This is a genomic window from Sphingopyxis sp. (genome assembly GCF_050916055.1).
Classification (GTDB): Bacteria; Pseudomonadota; Alphaproteobacteria; order Sphingomonadales; family Sphingomonadaceae; genus Sphingopyxis.
The window spans coordinates 169,987-187,995 of sequence record NZ_CP051527.1 but is presented as its reverse complement, the minus strand read 5'-3'; the positions used below and the strand labels follow the sequence as shown (position 1 = coordinate 187,995).

The window sequence follows — 18,009 nt, the reverse complement described above, 5'->3', positions numbered from 1 at the left end:
GTCAAAACCCGTACACCAAAGTAAACCGAGTCAGCGTATCGACGCTTTCGATGCCCGGCGGCGGGCTGGTGTCGATCTGCGCCGAATAGGCGATCCGCGCCGACAGTGCGCCGGTCAGCTTTGCGTTGAGCGCGGTCTGGGCGCTCGTCGAGCTGTTCGCTTCGCCGACGATCGTCGATGCGACCTGCGTCAGCCGCAGCGTCGGCGACAGTTGCCAGCCGAAGTCGAGCCCGGCGAGTCCGGTCAGCTCGGTATCGGCCTCGCCGGTGATGAACTCGGTCTGGCGAAACGCCGGCCCGCCCTTCAGGCTCAGCGTCATCGCCTTGCTGTCGATCACCTTGTAACCGAGCCCGCCCGATACGTTCCAGCGCGAGTCATACCCCAGGATCCGGTCATGCTCCCAGCGCCCGAGCCCGAAGGCGAAGGTGCGCTCGTTGATGCGATATTGCGGTTCGAGCTCGACCAGATAGCGTTCGACCGACGTGCGGCCGTTGCTCCGCTGATAATCGGCCTGCGCGCGCAGCTTGTGCGTCCAGTCGATCCCGCTCCGCGCCACCGCGACCCCGGCGCTCAGCCCCGCCGATTTGGTGTTGCCGCTGCTGTGGGAGGCGCCGATCTGCCCCTCGCCCTTCCAGTTCTGCCAGAATTTCGCCTGCGCCAGCTTGGCGCGCGCCGCCGCCGCCGCCTCGTCCTTCAACCGCTGCCGTTCGGCGCGATAGGCGACCAGCCGCGCCTCGATCTCTACCGCGCGGTCGGGATTGGTCGATTTCGCCAGCTTCGCCACCGCCTCGACATCGGCATCCTTGCCGCTCGCCACCGCGGCGGCGAACAAAGTGCTGACCGGGTCGGGCTGGACCGCCGGCGGTTGGGCGATCTGGTAATAGGCGACCAGCGTGTTGAGCTCGTCGCGGCTGTCGGGGTTGGTCATCCGGGCGATCCTGACCACTGCATCGACCTCGGCATCCTCACCGCTGGCGAAAGCGGCCTCGATCATCCGGCGCACCGCCTCGGGCAACGGCGGGTCGGCGGGCATCAGGGCGGTGGGGATCGGATTGGCGAGCACCGGGTCGGCGAGCACCGGGTTCGGCTGCGGCGGGGTGGCCGCCTCCTGCGCCGCACGCGCGGGTTGGGGAACGACGACAAGCAGCGCTGCGAACGGCGGGCACAGTGCGGCCAGTCGGGGGAGGGTTGCCATCGGGGACGTCCTTCGCTTGGAGACGGGAGGGTTCGCCGAACACGCGGTCGGTCCGTTGCCGCTGCGTCCCTATAACCTCAAAGGCGCTGGTATTTCCACCCCGTCCGCCCCATTTGCAAACCTATGTATATCGCAATCATCGCCATTTTCTGTGCCGGGGTCGGCAATTTCGCGATGCACCGTGCCTTTATGGAGAGCGACGATCCGCTGATTCAGCAGATGGTCCGGCCGCTCGCCGACAAGGTCGGGCCGCACATCACCTATATCTTCGAGTTCCTGTTGCTTGTCGGCGCCATGGCGATCGCGACGCGCAACTGGTTCGCCGGGCTGATCCTCTATGGCCTCTACACCATCTTCAATGGACTGGCGTTCAGCTGGATCATGCAGCGCCGGGATTGAGGGGCGGCAGGCGAGCGACCGAAGGCGGACGCCTAGATCCTCCCCGCTTGCGGGGAGGGGGACCACCGAAGGTGGTGGAGGGGGCTGGCGGCCTGACGCGAGGGTTGCGTGACGACGCCAACCCCCTCCGTCAGCGCTTCGCGCTGCCACCTCCCCACAAGTGGGGAGGATTTAGATGTCCGCTCACCACCCCTAAGCCGACGCTCGCCCGCCGAGCCTCAAGCCACCCCGTGATACCACCACACGCCATCGCGATCCTCGCGGCGCACCCGGCCTTCGACTTCGAGCCGCTTCAGATGCGCCAGCGCCTCGCCGGTCGCAAGGCCCAGATTATGTTCGCCGATCGGCCGGTTGAACAGCAGCGGGAAGCTGTCGACCGCGCGCATCGGCGCCTTTGCGGCGGCTTCGGCGAGGTTGTACAGCCGCATCCGGTGCTCGTCGCGCAGCGCGATCAGGCGGACGTGCAGCCCCTTGAACGGCTCGCCATGCGCGGGGCAAACGGTGACGTCGCCGGGCACCGTGGCGATCAGCTTGTCGATCGAAGCAAGCCATTCGCCCAGTGGATCGGCGTCGGGTTCGGTGATGTTGACCGACACGTTCGAACTGATCCGCGGCAACACCTGGTCGCCCGACACAAGGACGCCTTCGCGCTCGTTCCACAGGCACGCATGTTCGGGGCTATGCCCAGATCCGGTGACGACGCGCCACCGGTGCGCGCCCATGTCGAGAATTTCGCCGTCCGCGATCCGTACATAGGACCGCGGCAGCGGAAAGATCATGCGCTGGAACATGTTCCAGCCGCGCGTCCGCTGCGTCTCGATCGCCGCCTCGTCCCAGCCCGCCGCGCGCGACTGCGCCAGCACTTCGTCGGGCGCAGTGTCGGCAGAATCGGCGACGATCGCGCGCGCGGTCAGCATTTCGCCGCGTGTCATCCACAGCTTTACATCGCGTTTCTTGGCGATCCAGCCGGCGAGGCCGATATGGTCGGGGTGCAGGTGGGTGCCGATCACGCGCGTGATGCGCGCATCCTTCAGCGCCCCGGCATAGAGCGCCTTCCACGCGTCCGAACACATGGTCAGGCAAATGCCGGTATCGACCACCGCGACGCCGTCGCCGCCGTCCGGTGAAACGTCGTCGAGCAGCCAGCTGTTGATATGCCCCAGCGACCCCGGCATCGGGATGCGCGCCCAGCTGATCCCTGGCGCGATACGGATCGTCTCGCCCGCCCCTGGCGCGGCGTCGCCCCACGGATAGGTCAGCCCGGCGTGGCTCGTCGCGGTAAAGCTGTCGTCCTGGGTCAGCGAGGCGTCCGGCGACCCGCTGGCCGCCGGAATGCCCTCGTCGTCGCTGACCGACGCCACGCTTTACGCGGCCGTTTCGTCGTTCGCGGCGGCGTTCGCCGCTTCGCTGGCTTGTTCGGCGGCCCGCGCCTCGTTGGCGGCGGTGCGTTCGGCGCGCAGTTCTTCGAGCAAAGCCTCGCGGTCGCCCTCGAAGCGGCTGTCCTCGGGTGCCTTGATCCCCGCCTTCTTCGCCGCCTTGGCGACCAGCGCATCGAGTTCGCGCTGCGAGCAGAGGCCCAAAGTCACCGGATCCTTGGCGACGATGTTGGCGCTGTTCCAGTGGCTGCGGTCGCGGATCGCGCCGATCGTGTTGCGCGTCGTGCCGATCAGCTTGCCGATCGCGCCGTCCGACACTTCGGGGTGGTTCTTCAGGATCCACGCGATGCCGTCGGGCTTGTCCTGACGCTTGCTGACCGGCGTGTAGCGCGGGCCACGGGTGCGGCGGATCGTGTCCTGCGCCTGCTTGGTCATCTTGAGCTTGTAGTTCGGGTCGTCCTGACCCTTTTCGATCTCTTCCATCGAAAGTTCATGCGCACGCACCGGATCGCGGCCGGTATATTTGGTCGCCGCGGTCTCGTCGGCGATCGCCTGGACCTCAAGGATGTGGATGCCGCAATATTCGGCGATCTGGACAAAGGTGAGGCCGGTGTTGTCGACCAGCCAGGCGGCGGTCGCATGCGGCATCAGCGGGGTGGCATCGGCAGTGGCCATGGCTCAGTTTCTCCAAGCGGAAATAATAAGGGCCGCCCCTCGCGGGGCGGCCGTGCAGGCTGCGATGTAGACCGGTTTGCGTTCGTCGGCAAGGGCGATGCGCTTGCCCGATTTGACAGACCGCGCCGCAATATGCAGGTTGGCCGCTCCCCGCTGACAAAAGGAGACAGGGCCCGCACGTTGGCGGGCATGCCGCTATGCGCCAAAACCAGACCGAAACACGCTCGATCGCCGATTTCCTTCCCCTGCTTGCCGATATTCCTCCCTGGGCCGAAACGCTGTTGGCCTTCGCCCTGCTTGCCCTCCTCGCCTGGCTCGCCAACTTCGTGGTCAAGCATATGGTGCTGCGGATCGTCACCCGCTGGCTGCCGCACGACAATCTGACACCGTTGCCGGTTGCGGCGCGCCTCGCAAACATCGTCCCTGCACTGATCGTGTCGAACGGCATCACGCTTGTCCCGTACCTGCCGCCCACGCTCGTCACCGTCGTCCACAATGTTGTGTCCGCCTCGATCATCCTGTTCGTGGCGATGGCGATCAGCCGCGCGCTCGGGCTCGGCAACCAGGTCTATGATCGTCGCCCCGGTGCCGCCAGCCGCCCGATCAAGGGCTATATCCAGCTGCTCAAGATCGTCCTCTACGCCGGCGCCGCAATCCTGATCCTCGCCGCGCTGATGGAACAATCGCCGCTGCTCCTGCTATCGGGGCTCGGCGCGATGGCGGCGGTGCTGATGCTGGTGTTCAAGGATACCATACTGTCGCTGGTCGCCTCGGTCCAGTTGACGTCGAACGACATGCTGCGCGTCGGCGACTGGCTTGAAATGCCGCAGCTCAATGCCGACGGCGATGTGATCGACATCGCGCTGCACACGATCAAGGTTCAGAATTGGGACAAGACGATCACCACCATCCCAACGCATCGCCTGATTTCGGAAAGCTTCAAAAACTGGCGCGGCATGGCCGAATCGGGTGGGCGACGGATCAAGCGCTCGGTGTTCATCGACCAGAACGACATCCGCTTCCTCACCGTCGAGGAAAAGGACAGGCTGCGCCGCTTCCAGCTGTTGCACGCCTATCTGGGGCACAAGCAGGACGAGATCGGCGAATGGAATGCCGCGATCGAAAAGGCAGGGCGCGATCTGGTGAACACCCGGCGGGTCACCAGCATCGGGACCTTTCGCGCCTATGTCGTCGAATATCTTCGCGCCAATCGCTATATAGCGAAGCAAATGACGCTGCTGGTGCGTCAGCTCGACCCGTCGCCGCACGGGCTCCCGATCGAAATCTACTGTTTCACCAACACCACGGCGTGGAACGCCTATGAAGATATCCAGGCCGATATCTTCGATCATCTCCTCGCCATCATGCCCGAATTCGGATTGCGCCCGTTTCAGGAGCCGAGCGGGCGCGATCTGCAAAAGCGGCTCGCGGCGTAGCGTCGGGCGGCGGCGGGGCTCACACCGTCAGCACGATCTTCCCGACATGCTCGCCAGCCTGCATCCGCGCGTGCGCGGCGCCGGCTTCCGCGAGCGGGAAGCTCTGGTCCATTGCGGGCTTCCAAGCGCCTTCGGACAGGCGCGGCCACAGCGTGCGGTGGATTTCGTCGGCGAGCGCAGCCTTGAAATCGGCGCTGCGCGCGCGCAGCGTCGATCCGGTCATCGTCAGGCGGCGGCGCATCACCTGGCTGATGTCGATTTCGACCTTGGCGCCGCGCTGAAAGGCGATGGTGACGTGACGGCCGTCGTCGGCAAGGCACTCCAGGTTGCGCGGCACATAATCGCCGCCGACCATGTCGAGCACCGCATCGACGCCGCGGCCGTCGGTGAACGCCTTGACCGCCTCCACATAATCCTCGGCCGAATAATCGACCGCCAGGTCGGCGCCGAGCGCGCGCGCGGCATCGCATTTGGCGGCGCTGCCGGAGGTGACAATGACCTTGATGTCGAAGAGTTTGCAGAGGCCGATCGCGGTGGTGCCGATGCCGCTGGTGCCGCCGTGGACGAGTACGGTGTCGCCCTCCTTGACCCACGCCCGCTCGAACAGATTGTGCCACACGGTGAACAATGTTTCGGGCAGCGCCGCCGCTTCGGTCATCGAAAAGCCGCGCGGCACCGGCAGACAGCTTCCCGCCGGGGCGGTGCAATATTCGGCATAGCCGCCACCCGCGACCAGCGCGCACACCGCCTGCCCCAGCAGTTCGGGGTCGCCGCCCGCCCCGACCGCGACGACGGTCCCGGCGATTTCGAGCCCCGGCAGGTCCGACGCCCCCGGCGGCGGCGGGTAGAATCCCATGCGCTGCAGCACGTCGGGACGGTTTACCCCGGCCGCGGCGACGCGCACCAGCACCTCGCCCGGCCCCGGCTGCGGCACGGCGCGCGTTTCGGGCATCAGGACTTCGGGTCCGCCCGGCGCGCTGATCGCGACGGCGGTCATGCTTGCTGGCAAGCTGGTCACGCTGAAAACCCCCACTTTCGATTAACTTCCCACTCGCACGCCTTATTGACAGCATGGCGACACGGGTCAACAGTCGCGGCTTCCACCGGGACCCGCGCGAAAGGAACCGCCATGGACGATGACGACCTGCCCCGCCGCCGCGACGATGTGCTGGCCGCGCTGGCCCGCCAACCGCTCGACCCGCTGTCGATCGACGAACTCGACGAGCGCATGGCCTTGCTGGAAGCCGAGATCGAACGGGTGAAGACGCACAAGGCGGCGGCGGCGAGCCACAAGGCGATCGCCGACGCCCTGTTCAAAAAGGGCTAGGCGCGCGGTAACTTGGAATTGCCGAAATCCGTAAATCCAATGATCGCCTTCATGCTGCTCCCGCTTTGCAGTTGCGGCACCGAAAAGGTCGTGACCGCGTGGCCAGGAATGCCTGTATCGGAGTTCAACCGAGTGAATGCGGACAGCGCCGCGCCAATGCGCTCGGACGCGTCTGACTGGATCGGCATCAACGCGCCGGTGACACTGCTGTTTACCCGCGGCCACGACAGGGTGCGCTTTGCGACGACAAGCCGGGGCGGCGGCATCCAAGTGATGAGCAGCGGGCTTACGAGCACCGGCGAGTTCGGCACTGTGCGCGTCCGGACCATCTCTTTCAACATCGGGGACGGAATGGTTGAGCAGGGGCGCCAACCGCCCACGCTCGCGCAGCAATGCCGCCAACTCGCCCGCATGGCGAGCGTCAAATCTAAAGCGATCCCCCAACTCAAGGCCATTCGCGACCGTTTCGCAGCCGCCCGCGGAAGCCTTCGAGATATCGAAACCTGCACGGGACGCAGCACCGACTTCTCTTTCGCGATCACCGCCACGCATTATGTCGGTCATTATCGGCACGGCGGCGACTTCAGCTACGCGTTTCTCAACGGCTATCTTGGTTCCGAATCTTGAGGCCCAAAATCTCAACGCCTCGTTAACCATAAAACAACCCTGTCATCGTAATTTCACACAGGCCTCCGCTTTTCCCTTGCGGCGGGGCGGCGGCATCGCCACCTTGTGCCTATCGGGCGGGCCTCTCCCCGGCTTGTCCCCAAGGAGATGAGTCCATGCCGTCCTTTTCGGAAAGCCTCGAAAAGACCCTGCACAACGCACTGAAGGCCGCTTCCGAGCGCCATCACGAATATGCGACGCTCGAGCACCTGCTTTACGCGCTGATCGACGACGATCATGCCGCCGAAGTGATGCGCGCCTGCGGCGTCGCGACCGAAGACCTGCAAAACGCGGTCGTCCATTATCTCGACACCGAACTCGACAGTCTGAAGGTCGAGGGGCACAGCGACCCCAGCCCCACCAGCGGATTCCAGCGCGTCGTGCAACGCGCGATCCTGCACGTCCAGTCGTCGGGCAAGGACGAGGTCACCGGCGCCAACGTCCTCGTCGCTTTGTTCTCCGAACGCGAAAGTTACGCCGTCTATTTCCTCCAGCAGCAGGATCTGACCCGCCTCGACGCGGTCTCCTACCTCAGCCACGGCGTCGGCAAGGGCGGCAAACCCTCGCCGCAGGCCGAGCCCGAGGAAAAGGAAGAGACGAAGGACAAGGACAGCAGCGGCAAGAACAAGAAGGAAACCGCGCTCGACCAGTTCACCGTCAACCTCAACGAAAAGGCGAAGGGCGGCAAGGTAGACCCGCTGATCGGACGTCATGCCGAGGTCGACCGCACGATCCAGATTCTCTGCCGCCGCAGCAAGAACAACCCGCTCTATGTCGGTGATCCCGGCGTCGGCAAGACGGCGATCGCCGAGGGCCTCGCGCGCAAGATCATCGAGGGCGACGTGCCCGAGGTGCTGCTGCCCGCGGTCATCTATTCGCTCGACATGGGCGCGCTGCTTGCCGGGACTCGTTACCGGGGTGATTTCGAGGAACGGCTGAAACAGGTCGTGACCGAACTCGAAGGCCTGCCGCACGCGATCCTGTTCATCGACGAGATCCACACCGTCATCGGTGCGGGTGCCACGTCGGGCGGCGCGATGGATGCGTCGAACCTGTTAAAACCCGCACTGTCTGGCGGCGTCATCCGCTGCATCGGCTCGACGACCTACAAGGAGTTCCGCAATCACTTCGAAAAGGACCGCGCGTTGCTGCGCCGGTTCCAGAAGATCGATGTGGTCGAACCGACGCTCGAGGACACGAAGAAAATCCTCGCCGGGCTGCGCAGCGCGTTCGAGGCGCATCACCAGGTGCGTTACACCCCCGACGCCATCAACGCCGCGGTCGACCTGTCGGCGCGCTACATCAACGACCGCAAATTGCCCGACAAGGCGATCGACGTGATCGACGAGGTCGGCGCAATGCAGATGCTCGTCGCCCCGTCGAAGCGCAAGAAGACGATCACCGCCAAGGAGATCGAGGCGGTGATCGCGACGATGGCGCGCATCCCGCCCAAATCGGTGTCGAGCGACGACAAGGCGACGCTCGCCAGCCTCGAGACAGACCTGAAGCGCGTCGTGTTCGGCCAGAATGTCGCGATCGAGGTGCTGTCGTCGGCGATCAAGCTCAGCCGCGCCGGTCTTCGCGACCCCGAAAAGCCGATCGGCAATTATCTGTTCAGCGGCCCCACCGGCGTCGGCAAAACCGAGGTCGCGAAACAGCTCGCGTCGATCATGGGCATTCCGCTCCAGCGCTTCGACATGTCCGAATATATGGAGCGCCACTCGGTCAGCCGCCTGATCGGGGCGCCGCCGGGCTATGTCGGTTACGATCAGGGCGGGCTGCTCACCGATGCGATCGACCAGAACCCGCATTGCGTGCTGCTGCTCGACGAGATCGAAAAGGCGCATCCCGACCTGTTCAACATCCTGCTCCAGGTGATGGACAACGGCCGCCTGACCGACCACCACGGCAAGACCGTCGACTTCCGCAACGTCATCCTGATCATGACGACCAATGCCGGCGCCAGCGACATGGCGCGCGAGTCGATCGGTTTCGGCCAGCAGACGCGCGAGGATGTGCAGGAGGAGGCGGTGAAGCGCATGTTCACCCCCGAATTCCGCAACCGCCTAGATGCGATCGTCCCCTTCGGTTATCTGCCGCCCGAGGTCGTCGCGCGCGTCGTCGACAAGTTCATCCTCGAACTCGAACTCCAGCTCGCCGACCGCAACGTCCACATCCAACTCGACGAGGCGGCGCGCGAATGGCTGACCGGCAAGGGTTACGACCGCCTGTACGGCGCGCGTCCGATGGGCCGCCTGATCCAGGAAAAGATCAAGCAGCCGCTGGCCGAGGAACTGCTGTTCGGCAAGCTCGTCCATGGCGGCGAGGTCAAGGTGAAGATGAAGACCGGCGACGACGCCAAGGTCGGCAACCCGCTGGCGTTCGAAATCGTCTCGGCGCCGCCGAAAGCCGGCAAGGGCAAGGCGAAGATGCCGAAGGCCGACAAGGCGGCGAAGGCGGCGGAGTAGACGCTGGCTTGAATTTTCCGGGCGGCGTGTTATAACGAGGGTATGAACACGCCGCTCAAAATCACCAAGGTGGGTAACAGCGCCGCCGTCATCCTGCCCAAGGAGTTGCTTGCACGGTTGCGCGTCGCGCTGGGCGATACGCTCTATGCCACGGAATCGCCTGATGGCTTGCGCCTGACTGCCTCCAACCCGGACTTCGCGGCCAAGATGGCGATAGCGGAAGAAATTATGCGCGAGGATCGTGATATCCTGCGCGTTCTCGCAAAATGATCGGTCGCGTCGAGCCGGTCTGGCTCGATGCCGATGTGGCGCTGGCTATTCACGACCGTCAGCTGGCCGAACATGGCGGCATATCCGGCGTGCGCGATCTCGGTATGCTGGAATCAGCGCTGGCCCGACCCGTGAACCAATGGGCATATGGTGAGGATGACCATATGGCGCTGGCTGCTGCTTATGCCTTTGGCGTTGCGCGGAATCACCCCTTTGGCGAAGGCAACAAACGGACCGCGTGGGTGCTTGCGAGATTGTTTTTGCGGCTGAATGGTCAGCGGATTGAGTTTGGACCCGACGAGGCCATCGCCACTGCTCTTGCATTGGCGGCGGGCGAACTCAGCGAGGCCGAGTTGGCGCAGTGGTTTCGCGACCATTTGACCACGAGCTAGACGGCCCCCTCGCTTTTTCACCCTCCAGCCGCTATATCCCCTCCCATGTACGACTACATCTCCGTAACCACCGCCAGCGCCGGCACGCCCACTCCCGTGCGCGACGGCACGATCAAGCTCCACGACGAAGCGGGCTTTGCCGGCATGCGCAAGGCGGGTCGCTTGTCGGCCGAAATTCTCGACGCGCTTGTCCCCTTCGTTCAGCCGGGGGTGACCACCGCGGCGATCGACGACCTTGTCCGCACGATGATGCTCGACGGCGGCGGCATCCCCGCGACGCTCGGCTATCGCGGTTTCACCCACAGTTGCTGCACCAGCATCAACCATGTCGTCTGTCATGGGATCCCCGACGACAAGCCGGTGCGCGAGGGCGACATCGTCAATATCGACGTGACGACGATCATCGACGGCTGGCACGGCGACACCAGCCGTATGTATCTGGTCGGCGATGTGCCGATCAAGGCGAAGCGCCTGGTCGAAGTCACCTATGAATGCCTGATGCTCGGCATCGAGCAGGCGCAGCCGGGCAACCGCATGGGCGACGTCGCGCATGCGATCCAGAACCACGCCGAGCGCCACCGCTATTCGGTCGTCCGCGATTTCTGCGGTCATGGGCTCGGCCAGATGTTCCACGACGCCCCCGAGGTCGTCCACGCCGGGCGCCCCGGCACCGGACCCGAGCTGCGCCCCGGCATGTTTTTCACGATCGAGCCGATGATCAACTCCGGCAAATTTGCGGTGAAGATGCTCCCCGACGGCTGGACCGCAGTAACTCGCGACCGCTCGCTCTCGGCACAGTTCGAACACAGCATCGGCATCACCGAAACCGGCTGTGAGATTTTCACCGCCAGCCCCAAGGGGTTGAACGCGCCGCCTTGGCAGTAAGATTTCACAATTCGCGCAGAGAGCGCAGAAATTTGGTTCGCGCGGAGACGCAGAGCGATATCCCACCTCCGTTCGGGCTGAGCTTGTCGAAGCACCGTTCTTCTCTCCGACGTTGAAAGAAACAACGGCGTTTCGACAAGCTCAGGGCCAACGGCATTGGGGTTCGCTGTTTCTCCGCACCTCCGCGTGACCCCCTTCTCCCTCTGCGATCTCGGCGACTCTGCGCGAATCCCTTCGTCCGTTTCACCCCCCAAATTCCCCCTTGCACCCGTCTCCCTTCGCGCGCAGACTTGACGTTAACGTCAAGATAGGCGTCGAACGGGAGACAAGGGATGGCGAAACGGGTCTTTTCGGCCGCGCTACTGGGCACCGCGGCTTTGGCACTGGCATCATGCAATGCGTCGAAGAATGACAGCATATCGGGTGCCGCCACACTCGACGCCGCGGAACAAGCCAGCGAGACCCTGCTCAAGACCGGCGGCAACGGCGACGATTGGGGCGCCATCGGTTACAGCTATGACGAGCAGCGCTTCAGTCCGCTGACCGATATCAGCGACCAGAATGCCGGCGAGCTCGGCATCGCCTGGACCGCCGATCTGGAAGATGCGCGCGGGCAGGAAGCGACGCCGGTCGTCGTCGACGGTGTGATGTATGTCACCCACGCCTGGTCGAAGGTCAGCGCGTGGGATGCCGCGACCGGCAAGCCTTTATGGAAATTCGACCCCAAGGTCCCCGGCGAACGCGCGGTCAGCGCGTGCTGCGACGTCGTCAACCGCGGCGTCGCGGTGTGGGGCGACAAGGTCTTCGTCGGCGCACTCGACGGCCGGCTGATCGCGCTCGACCGCAAGACCGGCAACCCGATCTGGTCGACACAGACCTTCGACAAACGCAAGCCCTATTCGATCACCGGCGCCCCGCGCGTCGTCAAGGACATGGTGCTGATCGGCAACGGCGGCGCCGAATTCGGGGTGCGCGGGTACGTCACCGCCTATGACGCCGACACCGGTAAGGAAAAATGGCGCTTTTACACCGCGCCGAACCCCGACAAGGCAAAGGACGGCGCAGCCTCCGACGCCATTTTTGCGAGCAAGGGCAATGTCACCTGGTCCGACACCGGCGAGTGGCAGACCTCGGGCGGCGGCGGCACGGTGTGGGACGCGATCGTCTACGACAAGGATCTCGACCAGGTCTATCTTGGCGTCGGCAACGGCAACCCGTGGAACCATGGCACGCGCTCGAACGGCGAAGGCGACAACTGGTTCCTGTCGTCGATCGTCGCGGTCGATGCCAGCACCGGCGCCTATAAATGGCATTATCAGGAAACGCCGGGCGAGACGTGGGACTATACCGCGACCCAGCCGATTATCCTCGCCGAGCAGGCGGTGAACGGCGCGCCGACGAAGGTGCTGTACCACGCACCAAAGAACGGCTTCTTCTTCACCATCGACCGCACCACCGGCAAGCTGATCGACGCCAAGCCCTTCGTCGATGGAATCAACTGGGCGACGGGATACGACCTCGCCACCGGGCGCCCGATCGAAAATCCCGAGGCGCGCTTCTACAAGACCGGCAAGCCGTTCATCGCCATTCCCGGCGCGCTCGGCGCGCACAATTGGCACCCGATGAGCTACAATCCCAAGACCGGCCTCGTTTACATCCCGGCGCAGCAGATCCCGCAGGGCTATATCGCCGACATGACCGAACTCGACCGGCGCAAGGTCGTCGGCTTCAATATCGGCGCCTCGCTGACCGGGACGATGCTGCCCGACGACAAGGCGGCGTATCGGGCCGCAGTCGCCGCGACCACCGGGCGCCTCGTCGCCTTCGACCCGCGCACCGGCAAGGTCGCGTGGGGCGTCGATCACCCCGCCGCGTGGAACGGCGGCACGATGACCACCGCGGGCAACCTTGTCTTTCAGGGCACCAGTACCGGCCGCTTCCGCGCCTATGCCGCCGACACCGGCAAACAATTGCTCGACCTCGACATGCAGTCGGGGATCGTCAGCGCGCCGTCGACCTTCCGCGTCGGCGGGGTGCAATATGTCGCCTTCATGACCAGCAAGGGCGGCGCGTTCCCGCTTGTCGCCGGGGTCGCGGGCGGGGTGACGCGCAAGGTCCCCAATATCCCGCGCCTCGTCGTGCTCAAGATCGGCGGCACCGCGCAGTTGCCTGCCCCACCCGCGACCACAGCGCTCGCCTGGACGCCGCCGGCGATGATCGGCACCCCGGCGCAGATCGCGGCGGGCAAAGCGCATTTCGGCCGCTATTGCATCGTCTGCCACGGCGACAGCGCGATCGGCAACGGCTTCACCCCCGATCTGCGCGTGTCGGGCACCCTCGCCAGCGCCGACGCGTGGAAAGCGGTGATCCTCGACGGCGCGCTCAAGGACCGCGGCATGGTCAGCTTCGCCAACGTCCTCACCCCCGCCGACGCCGAGGCGGTGCGCGCCTATGTCATCGAACGGTCGAACTGGACGAAGGCGAACCTCGCCGACAGCACGGCGCCGATGGGGCGGTAAATCAAATCCTCCCTGTGGCGTACCCATTGGGAGGAACAAACACGCATCTGCCGCTTTTTTAGGCAAGCCAGCGAGTGCATTGCTCACCCCTTAAGCAACGGCGCAACTTCCTTCCATAATTCTTACCGAAAGCTTGCGATTCGCCAATTGGCACGGCTCTTGATTGGTGCAAGATGGCGGCACACCGCACCGACTCGACGGGGGAGACCGGACCAGGCGTGCCTGATCCGGCTTTGCCCGCGACGGGCGGAGGCGGCCCAAAGGGGGATAGCAAGCGTGAAGAAGATTGAGGCGATCATCAAACCGTTCAAGCTGGACGAGGTGAAGGAGGCGCTGCACGAAGTCGGGGTCAGCGGGATCACCGTGACGGAGGCCAAGGGCTTCGGGCGCCAGAAGGGCCACACCGAACTATATCGCGGCGCCGAATATGTCGTCGATTTCCTGCCCAAGGTGAAGCTGGAGGTCATCGTCGAAGACTCGATGGCCGAGCGCGTGGTCGAGGCGATCGCCGCCGCCGCGCAGACCGGCCGCATCGGCGACGGCAAGATTTTCGTCATCCCGGTCGAAACCGCGCTGCGCATCCGCACCGGTGAGCGCAACGACGACGCGCTTTAAACCCCGCTCCCCATCCTGTTCAACGACGCCGGCGCAGCCGGTCCTCATCGCAAGAAGGAAGTTTAGACCATGGCCACCAAGCCCAAGGACATCATCGCCCGCATCAAGGAAAACGATATCGAGTGGGTCGATCTGCGTTTCACCGATCCCAAGGGCAAGTGGCAGCACCTCACCATGTGCGCCGGGGTGATCGACGAGGATTCGCTCGAAGACGGGCTGATGTTCGACGGCTCGTCGATCGAAGGCTGGAAGGCGATCAACGAGAGCGACATGATCCTGATGCCCGATCTCGACGCGGTCTATGACGACCCCTTCTCCGCGACCCCGATGCTCGTCATTTTCTGCGACATCGTCGAGCCGTCGACGGGCGAAGGCTATGCTCGCGATCCGCGCACGACGGCGAAGCGCGCCGAGGCCTATGTCGCCTCGACCGGCGTCGGCGACACCGTCTATGTCGGCCCTGAAGCGGAATTCTTCATGTTCGACGACGTCCGCTTCGAAACCGGCTACAACAAGTCGGGGTTCGAGATCGACGACATCGAACTGCCGACCAACACCGGCCGCAGCTATGAAGGCGGCAACCTGGCGCACCGCCCGCGCGCCAAGGGCGGCTATTTCCCCGTCGCGCCGGTCGATAGCGCCGTCGACATCCGCGCCGAGATGGTCTCGACGATGCTCGAAATGGGCCTGCCCTGCGACAAGCATCACCATGAAGTCGCTGCTGCGCAGCACGAACTCGGCCTGACCTTCGGCACCCTCACCGAAACCGCCGACCGTATGCAGATCTACAAATATGTCGTCCACCAGGTCGCGCATGCCTATGGCAAGACCGCAACCTTCATGCCTAAGCCGATCAAGGACGATAACGGCAGCGGCATGCACACCCACATCTCGATCTGGGAAAAGGGCAAGCCGCTGTTCGCCGGCAATGGCTATGCGGGCCTTTCCGACATGTGCCTTTATTTCATCGGCGGCGTCGTCAAGCATGCCAAGGCACTCAACGCCTTCACCAACCCGACGACGAACAGCTACAAGCGCCTCGTCCCAGGCTTCGAAGCCCCGGTGCTGCTCGCCTATTCGTCGCGCAACCGCTCGGCCTCTTGCCGCATCCCTTATGGTGCGGGCGCCAAGGCGAAGCGCGTCGAGTTCCGCTTCCCCGACGCGATGGCGAACCCCTATCTGTGCTATTCGGCGCTGCTGATGGCAGGGCTCGACGGCATCCAGAACAAGATCCATCCGGGCGACCCGATGGACAAGAACCTCTACGACCTGCCGCCCGAGGAACTCGCCGAAGTCCCGACCGTCTGCGGGTCCTTGCGCGAAGCGCTCGACGCGCTGCTCGCCGACCACGACTTCCTGCTCAAGGGCGACGTGTTCACCAAGGATCAGATCGAAGCCTATGTCGAACTGAAGTGGGACGAAGTGTATCGCGTCGAACAGACCCCGAGCCCGGTCGAGTTCGATATGTACTACAGCGCCTGATCCGCAGGGATCAGCGACGCGTAAGAAGGGCGTCCGGTCTGGGGGGACCGGGCGCCCTTTTTCGTTCGCGGTCAGCTTTGTCGGGCGTCAGCGCATTTCGAGCATGCCGCGGCGACCGACCGCGACGAAGCAACCGATCAACATGAAGCCGAAGGCGATCGACAGCAGGTCGAGCGCGCCCGGCAGCGCCGCCAGCCCCGTTGCCGCGGCGCCGCCCCACAGCACGAGCGCGAAGAAGATCAGGTAACCGCCAGCCGCCGCGCCCTCGCCGGCCATGCTGCGCATCAATTCGTCGTAGCGCGGCCAGCACCACACCCCCGCCACGCTGGCGACGATCAGCGCCGCGATGAGCAGGGCAAAGACCAGCGGCTGGCCGAGCGCCAGCGGCGCCCCTGCGCCCGCCGCCACGCCGAGCAGCATCAACGCCGCCCCCATCGCGATGCAACCGACGGCATTGGCCAGCAAGATCGCGCGCTGTTCGCGCAGTTCATCGGCATCCTCGACGTTGAGGATGCGCGCGCCGGCGCGCGGCGCCAGCACGCCCAGCCCGACCGCGACCCCCATCAGCGCATAGATGAGGCCGATCCCGGCGGTGGCGATCCGCGACGGGTCGGGGTCGGGCAGCGCGGCGCGGTCGAACATCGTCAGCAACAACATCATCCCGGCGCCGCCGGCAATCGCGCCGACTCCCATCGCGAGCAACGTCTTGCGGCGCTTGGCGGCCGCGTTTTTGGGAACGGTGGTCATGCTTCCTCCTCGGGTTGCCAATCGTCGATGAACAGTTCGCGCACCTCGAGCCCGAACAGGCCCGACATGCGCAGCGCCAGCGGCAGGCTGGGGTCATATTTGTCGGTCTCGACCGCGTTGATCGTCTGCCGCGACACGCGCAGCCGGCGCGCCAGTTCGCCTTGGCTCCACCCCGCCCGCTCGCGATATTCGCGCACCCGATTTTCCAACCGCTAGCCCTTCCTTGTAAAGAGTTCTTTACAGACGCGCACAACGATCTGTCAAGAGCTCTTGACAGGTCGTCGGGTCGCCCGCCCTTACCCTTTCGTAAGGTGCCGCTGCTAAACCCGGCCTAGATCGGCAGGGGGTTTGCCATGATTCGCACGATGATGATGATCGCCGCGCTGTCGCTCCTCGGCGGCTGCGGCGAGATCGCCGAACTGGTCAGCCAGACCAGGACCGTCGCCGCACCGCGCGAAGAGGTCTTCGCCCGCATGTTCGGCCGCGACGGCAGCGAATTTGCCGAACTGCCGCTCGTCACCAACGGCGGCTCGACCCGCCTCCACGAAGCGGTGATCCGGCGCGGTGAAAAGGGGTTCGCCAAATTCGCCCCCAAGGAACGCCCCGATGCCGAGACGATCCGCCTCGCGGTGATGATGGAAATCCCGCGCGAAACGCACATCATCTACGACGTCGACGAGGGCGCGCTGAAGACCGGGCTGAAATTCACCTTCGAAGAACTCGCCCCCGGCCAGACGCGGGTCAGGTTCCAGATTGACGACCTGACCGGCCACGCCAGCGAAGGGCTCACCGTCAACGCGGTCAAGCTGCACGCGATCGCGCGCTCGGCGCTCGACCGGCTCGACGATTTCGACACGGTGCCCGGCGCCGGCTGACCCGGCGGGAACTTCGCACCCTTGCCGGCCATTCTTCCTGCGCGAGGGGGTTCGCGAAGGATCGACCATGACCAAGCCGCTCACCGCCGCCGCTATCAACTGCTCGCTGTCGGCGGGCGGCCGCGCCAGCTCGACCGACGCGATGATTGCCGTGCTCGCCGAACATTTCGCCGCCCACGACGTTGAAGTCGGCAAGCCGATCCGCATCGCGGCACACCATGTCAAATGGGGGGTCACGTCGAACCAGGGGCCGGACGACGACTGGCCGAAAATCCGCGAGGCGATCCTCGCCGCCGACATCTTGATCTTCGGTACCCCGATCTGGATGGGGCAGGCGTCGAGCGTCGCCAAGCTGGTGATGGAGCGGATGGATGCCTTTCTGTCCGAAACCGACGCGGCGGGACGGATGCCGAGCTATGGCAAGGTTGCGGTCGCCGCGATCGTCGGCAACGAAGACGGCGCGCACCAGGCCTCGGCGCAGATTTTCCAAGCGCTGAACGACGTCGGCTGGACGATTCCCGCCGTCGCTGCCTGCTACTGGGTCGGCGAAGCGATGGGCGCGGTCGATTTCAAGGACCTAGAGCACCGCCCCCGCAAGGTCACCGAAACCGCCAGGATGGTCGCCGCCAACGCCGCGCACCTCGCGCGACTGCTGAAAACCTCGCCCTATCCGGGGTGAGAG

Annotated in this window: 19 protein-coding genes; 13 read left to right on the top strand and 6 right to left on the bottom strand. The window is 64.9% G+C overall.

Translation table 11 applies throughout. The features are described 5' to 3' along the window. Position 1 precedes the first annotated feature (1 nt). Positions 2–1,195 carry a DUF481 domain-containing protein gene (locus HEQ22_RS00865; protein ID WP_432769318.1) on the bottom strand — a complete coding sequence of 398 codons (1,194 nt, stop codon included), beginning with the start codon at positions 1,193–1,195 and terminating at the stop codon, positions 2–4. A 123-nt stretch (positions 1,196–1,318) separates the two neighbouring features. On the opposite strand from HEQ22_RS00865, the gene HEQ22_RS00860 reads away from it, so the two are divergent. Then, the gene (locus HEQ22_RS00860) at positions 1,319–1,594 is read left to right on the top strand and encodes a hypothetical protein (RefSeq protein ID WP_432769317.1); all 276 of its coding nucleotides are present in this window, start codon (positions 1,319–1,321) and stop codon (positions 1,592–1,594) included. Between the two features lie 218 nt (positions 1,595–1,812). Here HEQ22_RS00860 and HEQ22_RS00855 read toward each other — a convergent pair whose 3' ends face one another. Both HEQ22_RS00855 and HEQ22_RS00850 read right to left on the bottom strand, forming a co-directional pair. Further along, positions 1,813–2,955, bottom strand: a complete 1,143-nt coding sequence (locus tag HEQ22_RS00855) for an MBL fold metallo-hydrolase (RefSeq protein WP_432769316.1) — start codon at positions 2,953–2,955, stop codon at positions 1,813–1,815. Positions 2,956–2,958: 3 nt separating this feature from the next. After that, a complete protein-coding gene (locus HEQ22_RS00850; RefSeq protein WP_432770913.1) occupies positions 2,959–3,618 on the bottom strand; it encodes a cell cycle transcriptional regulator TrcR in 660 nt (219 codons plus the stop codon). A 224-nt stretch (positions 3,619–3,842) separates the two neighbouring features. Between HEQ22_RS00850 and HEQ22_RS00845 the strand changes: the two genes are divergently transcribed. Then, positions 3,843–5,081: a mechanosensitive ion channel family protein gene (locus tag HEQ22_RS00845; RefSeq protein ID WP_432769315.1), complete on the top strand. Its 1,239-nt coding sequence runs from the start codon at positions 3,843–3,845 to the stop codon at positions 5,079–5,081. Positions 5,082–5,100: 19 nt separating this feature from the next. On the opposite strand, the gene HEQ22_RS00840 is transcribed toward HEQ22_RS00845, so the two are convergent. Next, a complete protein-coding gene (locus HEQ22_RS00840; RefSeq protein WP_432769314.1) occupies positions 5,101–6,099 on the bottom strand; it encodes an NAD(P)H-quinone oxidoreductase in 999 nt (332 codons plus the stop codon). A gap of 111 nt (positions 6,100–6,210) precedes the next feature. On the opposite strand from HEQ22_RS00840, the gene HEQ22_RS00835 reads away from it, so the two are divergent. The 9 genes from HEQ22_RS00835 (at position 6,211) to glnA (ending at position 15,705) form a co-directional block, all read left to right on the top strand. Next, positions 6,211–6,408, top strand: coding sequence for a DUF1192 family protein (locus HEQ22_RS00835; RefSeq protein WP_432769313.1), 198 nt, complete (start codon positions 6,211–6,213; stop codon positions 6,406–6,408). A 12-nt stretch (positions 6,409–6,420) separates the two neighbouring features. Continuing rightward, positions 6,421–7,035, top strand: a complete 615-nt coding sequence (locus tag HEQ22_RS00830; RefSeq protein WP_432769312.1) for a hypothetical protein — start codon at positions 6,421–6,423, stop codon at positions 7,033–7,035. A gap of 155 nt (positions 7,036–7,190) precedes the next feature. Next, on the top strand, positions 7,191–9,542 hold the full coding sequence (gene clpA / locus HEQ22_RS00825) for an ATP-dependent Clp protease ATP-binding subunit ClpA (RefSeq protein WP_432769311.1): 2,352 nt from the start codon (positions 7,191–7,193) through the stop codon (positions 9,540–9,542). Between the two features lie 42 nt (positions 9,543–9,584). After that, a complete protein-coding gene (locus HEQ22_RS00820) occupies positions 9,585–9,812 on the top strand; it encodes an AbrB/MazE/SpoVT family DNA-binding domain-containing protein (RefSeq protein WP_432769310.1) in 228 nt (75 codons plus the stop codon). After that, entirely contained in the window at positions 9,809–10,204 is a 396-nt protein-coding gene (locus HEQ22_RS00815) for a type II toxin-antitoxin system death-on-curing family toxin (protein ID WP_432769309.1), read from the top strand. Before HEQ22_RS00820 ends, HEQ22_RS00815 begins: the two co-directional genes overlap by 4 nt. Positions 10,205–10,249: 45 nt before the next feature. Next, the gene (map, locus tag HEQ22_RS00810; protein WP_432769308.1) at positions 10,250–11,089 is read left to right on the top strand and encodes a type I methionyl aminopeptidase; all 840 of its coding nucleotides are present in this window, start codon (positions 10,250–10,252) and stop codon (positions 11,087–11,089) included. A 332-nt stretch (positions 11,090–11,421) separates the two neighbouring features. Further along, the gene (locus HEQ22_RS00805) at positions 11,422–13,608 is read left to right on the top strand and encodes a PQQ-dependent dehydrogenase, methanol/ethanol family (RefSeq protein WP_432769307.1); all 2,187 of its coding nucleotides are present in this window, start codon (positions 11,422–11,424) and stop codon (positions 13,606–13,608) included. 276 nt (positions 13,609–13,884) lie between these two features. Next, positions 13,885–14,223, top strand: a complete 339-nt coding sequence (locus HEQ22_RS00800) for a P-II family nitrogen regulator (RefSeq protein WP_077147681.1) — start codon at positions 13,885–13,887, stop codon at positions 14,221–14,223. 69 nt (positions 14,224–14,292) lie between these two features. After that, positions 14,293–15,705 (top strand): type I glutamate--ammonia ligase, encoded by a 1,413-nt coding sequence (gene glnA / locus HEQ22_RS00795; protein WP_432769306.1) that lies wholly within the window; start codon positions 14,293–14,295, stop codon positions 15,703–15,705. Between the two features lie 87 nt (positions 15,706–15,792). Here the strand turns inward: glnA and HEQ22_RS00790 are convergent, their stop codons facing one another. Next, the gene (locus HEQ22_RS00790) at positions 15,793–16,452 is read right to left on the bottom strand and encodes a hypothetical protein (protein WP_432769305.1); all 660 of its coding nucleotides are present in this window, start codon (positions 16,450–16,452) and stop codon (positions 15,793–15,795) included. Further along, a complete protein-coding gene (locus HEQ22_RS00785) occupies positions 16,449–16,661 on the bottom strand; it encodes a helix-turn-helix transcriptional regulator (protein WP_432769304.1) in 213 nt (70 codons plus the stop codon). Before HEQ22_RS00785 ends, HEQ22_RS00790 begins: the two co-directional genes overlap by 4 nt. A 144-nt stretch (positions 16,662–16,805) precedes the next feature. On the opposite strand from HEQ22_RS00785, the gene HEQ22_RS00780 reads away from it, so the two are divergent. Next, positions 16,806–17,327 carry a hypothetical protein gene (locus HEQ22_RS00780; protein ID WP_432769303.1) on the top strand — a complete coding sequence of 174 codons (522 nt, stop codon included), beginning with the start codon at positions 16,806–16,808 and terminating at the stop codon, positions 17,325–17,327. A 67-nt stretch (positions 17,328–17,394) separates the two neighbouring features. Beyond that, positions 17,395–18,006 carry a flavodoxin family protein gene (locus HEQ22_RS00775; protein WP_432769302.1) on the top strand — a complete coding sequence of 204 codons (612 nt, stop codon included), beginning with the start codon at positions 17,395–17,397 and terminating at the stop codon, positions 18,004–18,006. Positions 18,007–18,009 lie beyond the last annotated feature (3 nt).

Bases quoted from the DNA above. Each gene is read 5' to 3' on its own strand.
- HEQ22_RS00865 (WP_432769318.1), bottom strand. From the start codon at position 1,195: ATGGCAACCCTCCCCCGACTGGCCGCACTGTGCCCGCCGTTCGCAGCG.
- HEQ22_RS00860 (WP_432769317.1), top strand. From the start codon at position 1,319: ATGTATATCGCAATCATCGCCATTTTCTGTGCCGGGGTCGGCAATTTC.
- HEQ22_RS00850 (WP_432770913.1), bottom strand. From the start codon at position 3,618: ATGCCGCATGCGACCGCCGCCTGGCTGGTCGACAACACCGGCCTCACC.
- HEQ22_RS00845 (WP_432769315.1), top strand. From the start codon at position 3,843: ATGCGCCAAAACCAGACCGAAACACGCTCGATCGCCGATTTCCTTCCC.
- HEQ22_RS00835 (WP_432769313.1), top strand. From the start codon at position 6,211: ATGGACGATGACGACCTGCCCCGCCGCCGCGACGATGTGCTGGCCGCG.
- clpA (WP_432769311.1), top strand. From the start codon at position 7,191: ATGCCGTCCTTTTCGGAAAGCCTCGAAAAGACCCTGCACAACGCACTG.
- HEQ22_RS00820 (WP_432769310.1), top strand. From the start codon at position 9,585: ATGAACACGCCGCTCAAAATCACCAAGGTGGGTAACAGCGCCGCCGTC.
- HEQ22_RS00815 (WP_432769309.1), top strand. From the start codon at position 9,809: ATGATCGGTCGCGTCGAGCCGGTCTGGCTCGATGCCGATGTGGCGCTG.
- map (WP_432769308.1), top strand. From the start codon at position 10,250: ATGTACGACTACATCTCCGTAACCACCGCCAGCGCCGGCACGCCCACT.
- HEQ22_RS00805 (WP_432769307.1), top strand. From the start codon at position 11,422: ATGGCGAAACGGGTCTTTTCGGCCGCGCTACTGGGCACCGCGGCTTTG.
- glnA (WP_432769306.1), top strand. From the start codon at position 14,293: ATGGCCACCAAGCCCAAGGACATCATCGCCCGCATCAAGGAAAACGAT.
- HEQ22_RS00790 (WP_432769305.1), bottom strand. From the start codon at position 16,452: ATGACCACCGTTCCCAAAAACGCGGCCGCCAAGCGCCGCAAGACGTTG.
- HEQ22_RS00780 (WP_432769303.1), top strand. From the start codon at position 16,806: ATGATTCGCACGATGATGATGATCGCCGCGCTGTCGCTCCTCGGCGGC.
- HEQ22_RS00775 (WP_432769302.1), top strand. From the start codon at position 17,395: ATGACCAAGCCGCTCACCGCCGCCGCTATCAACTGCTCGCTGTCGGCG.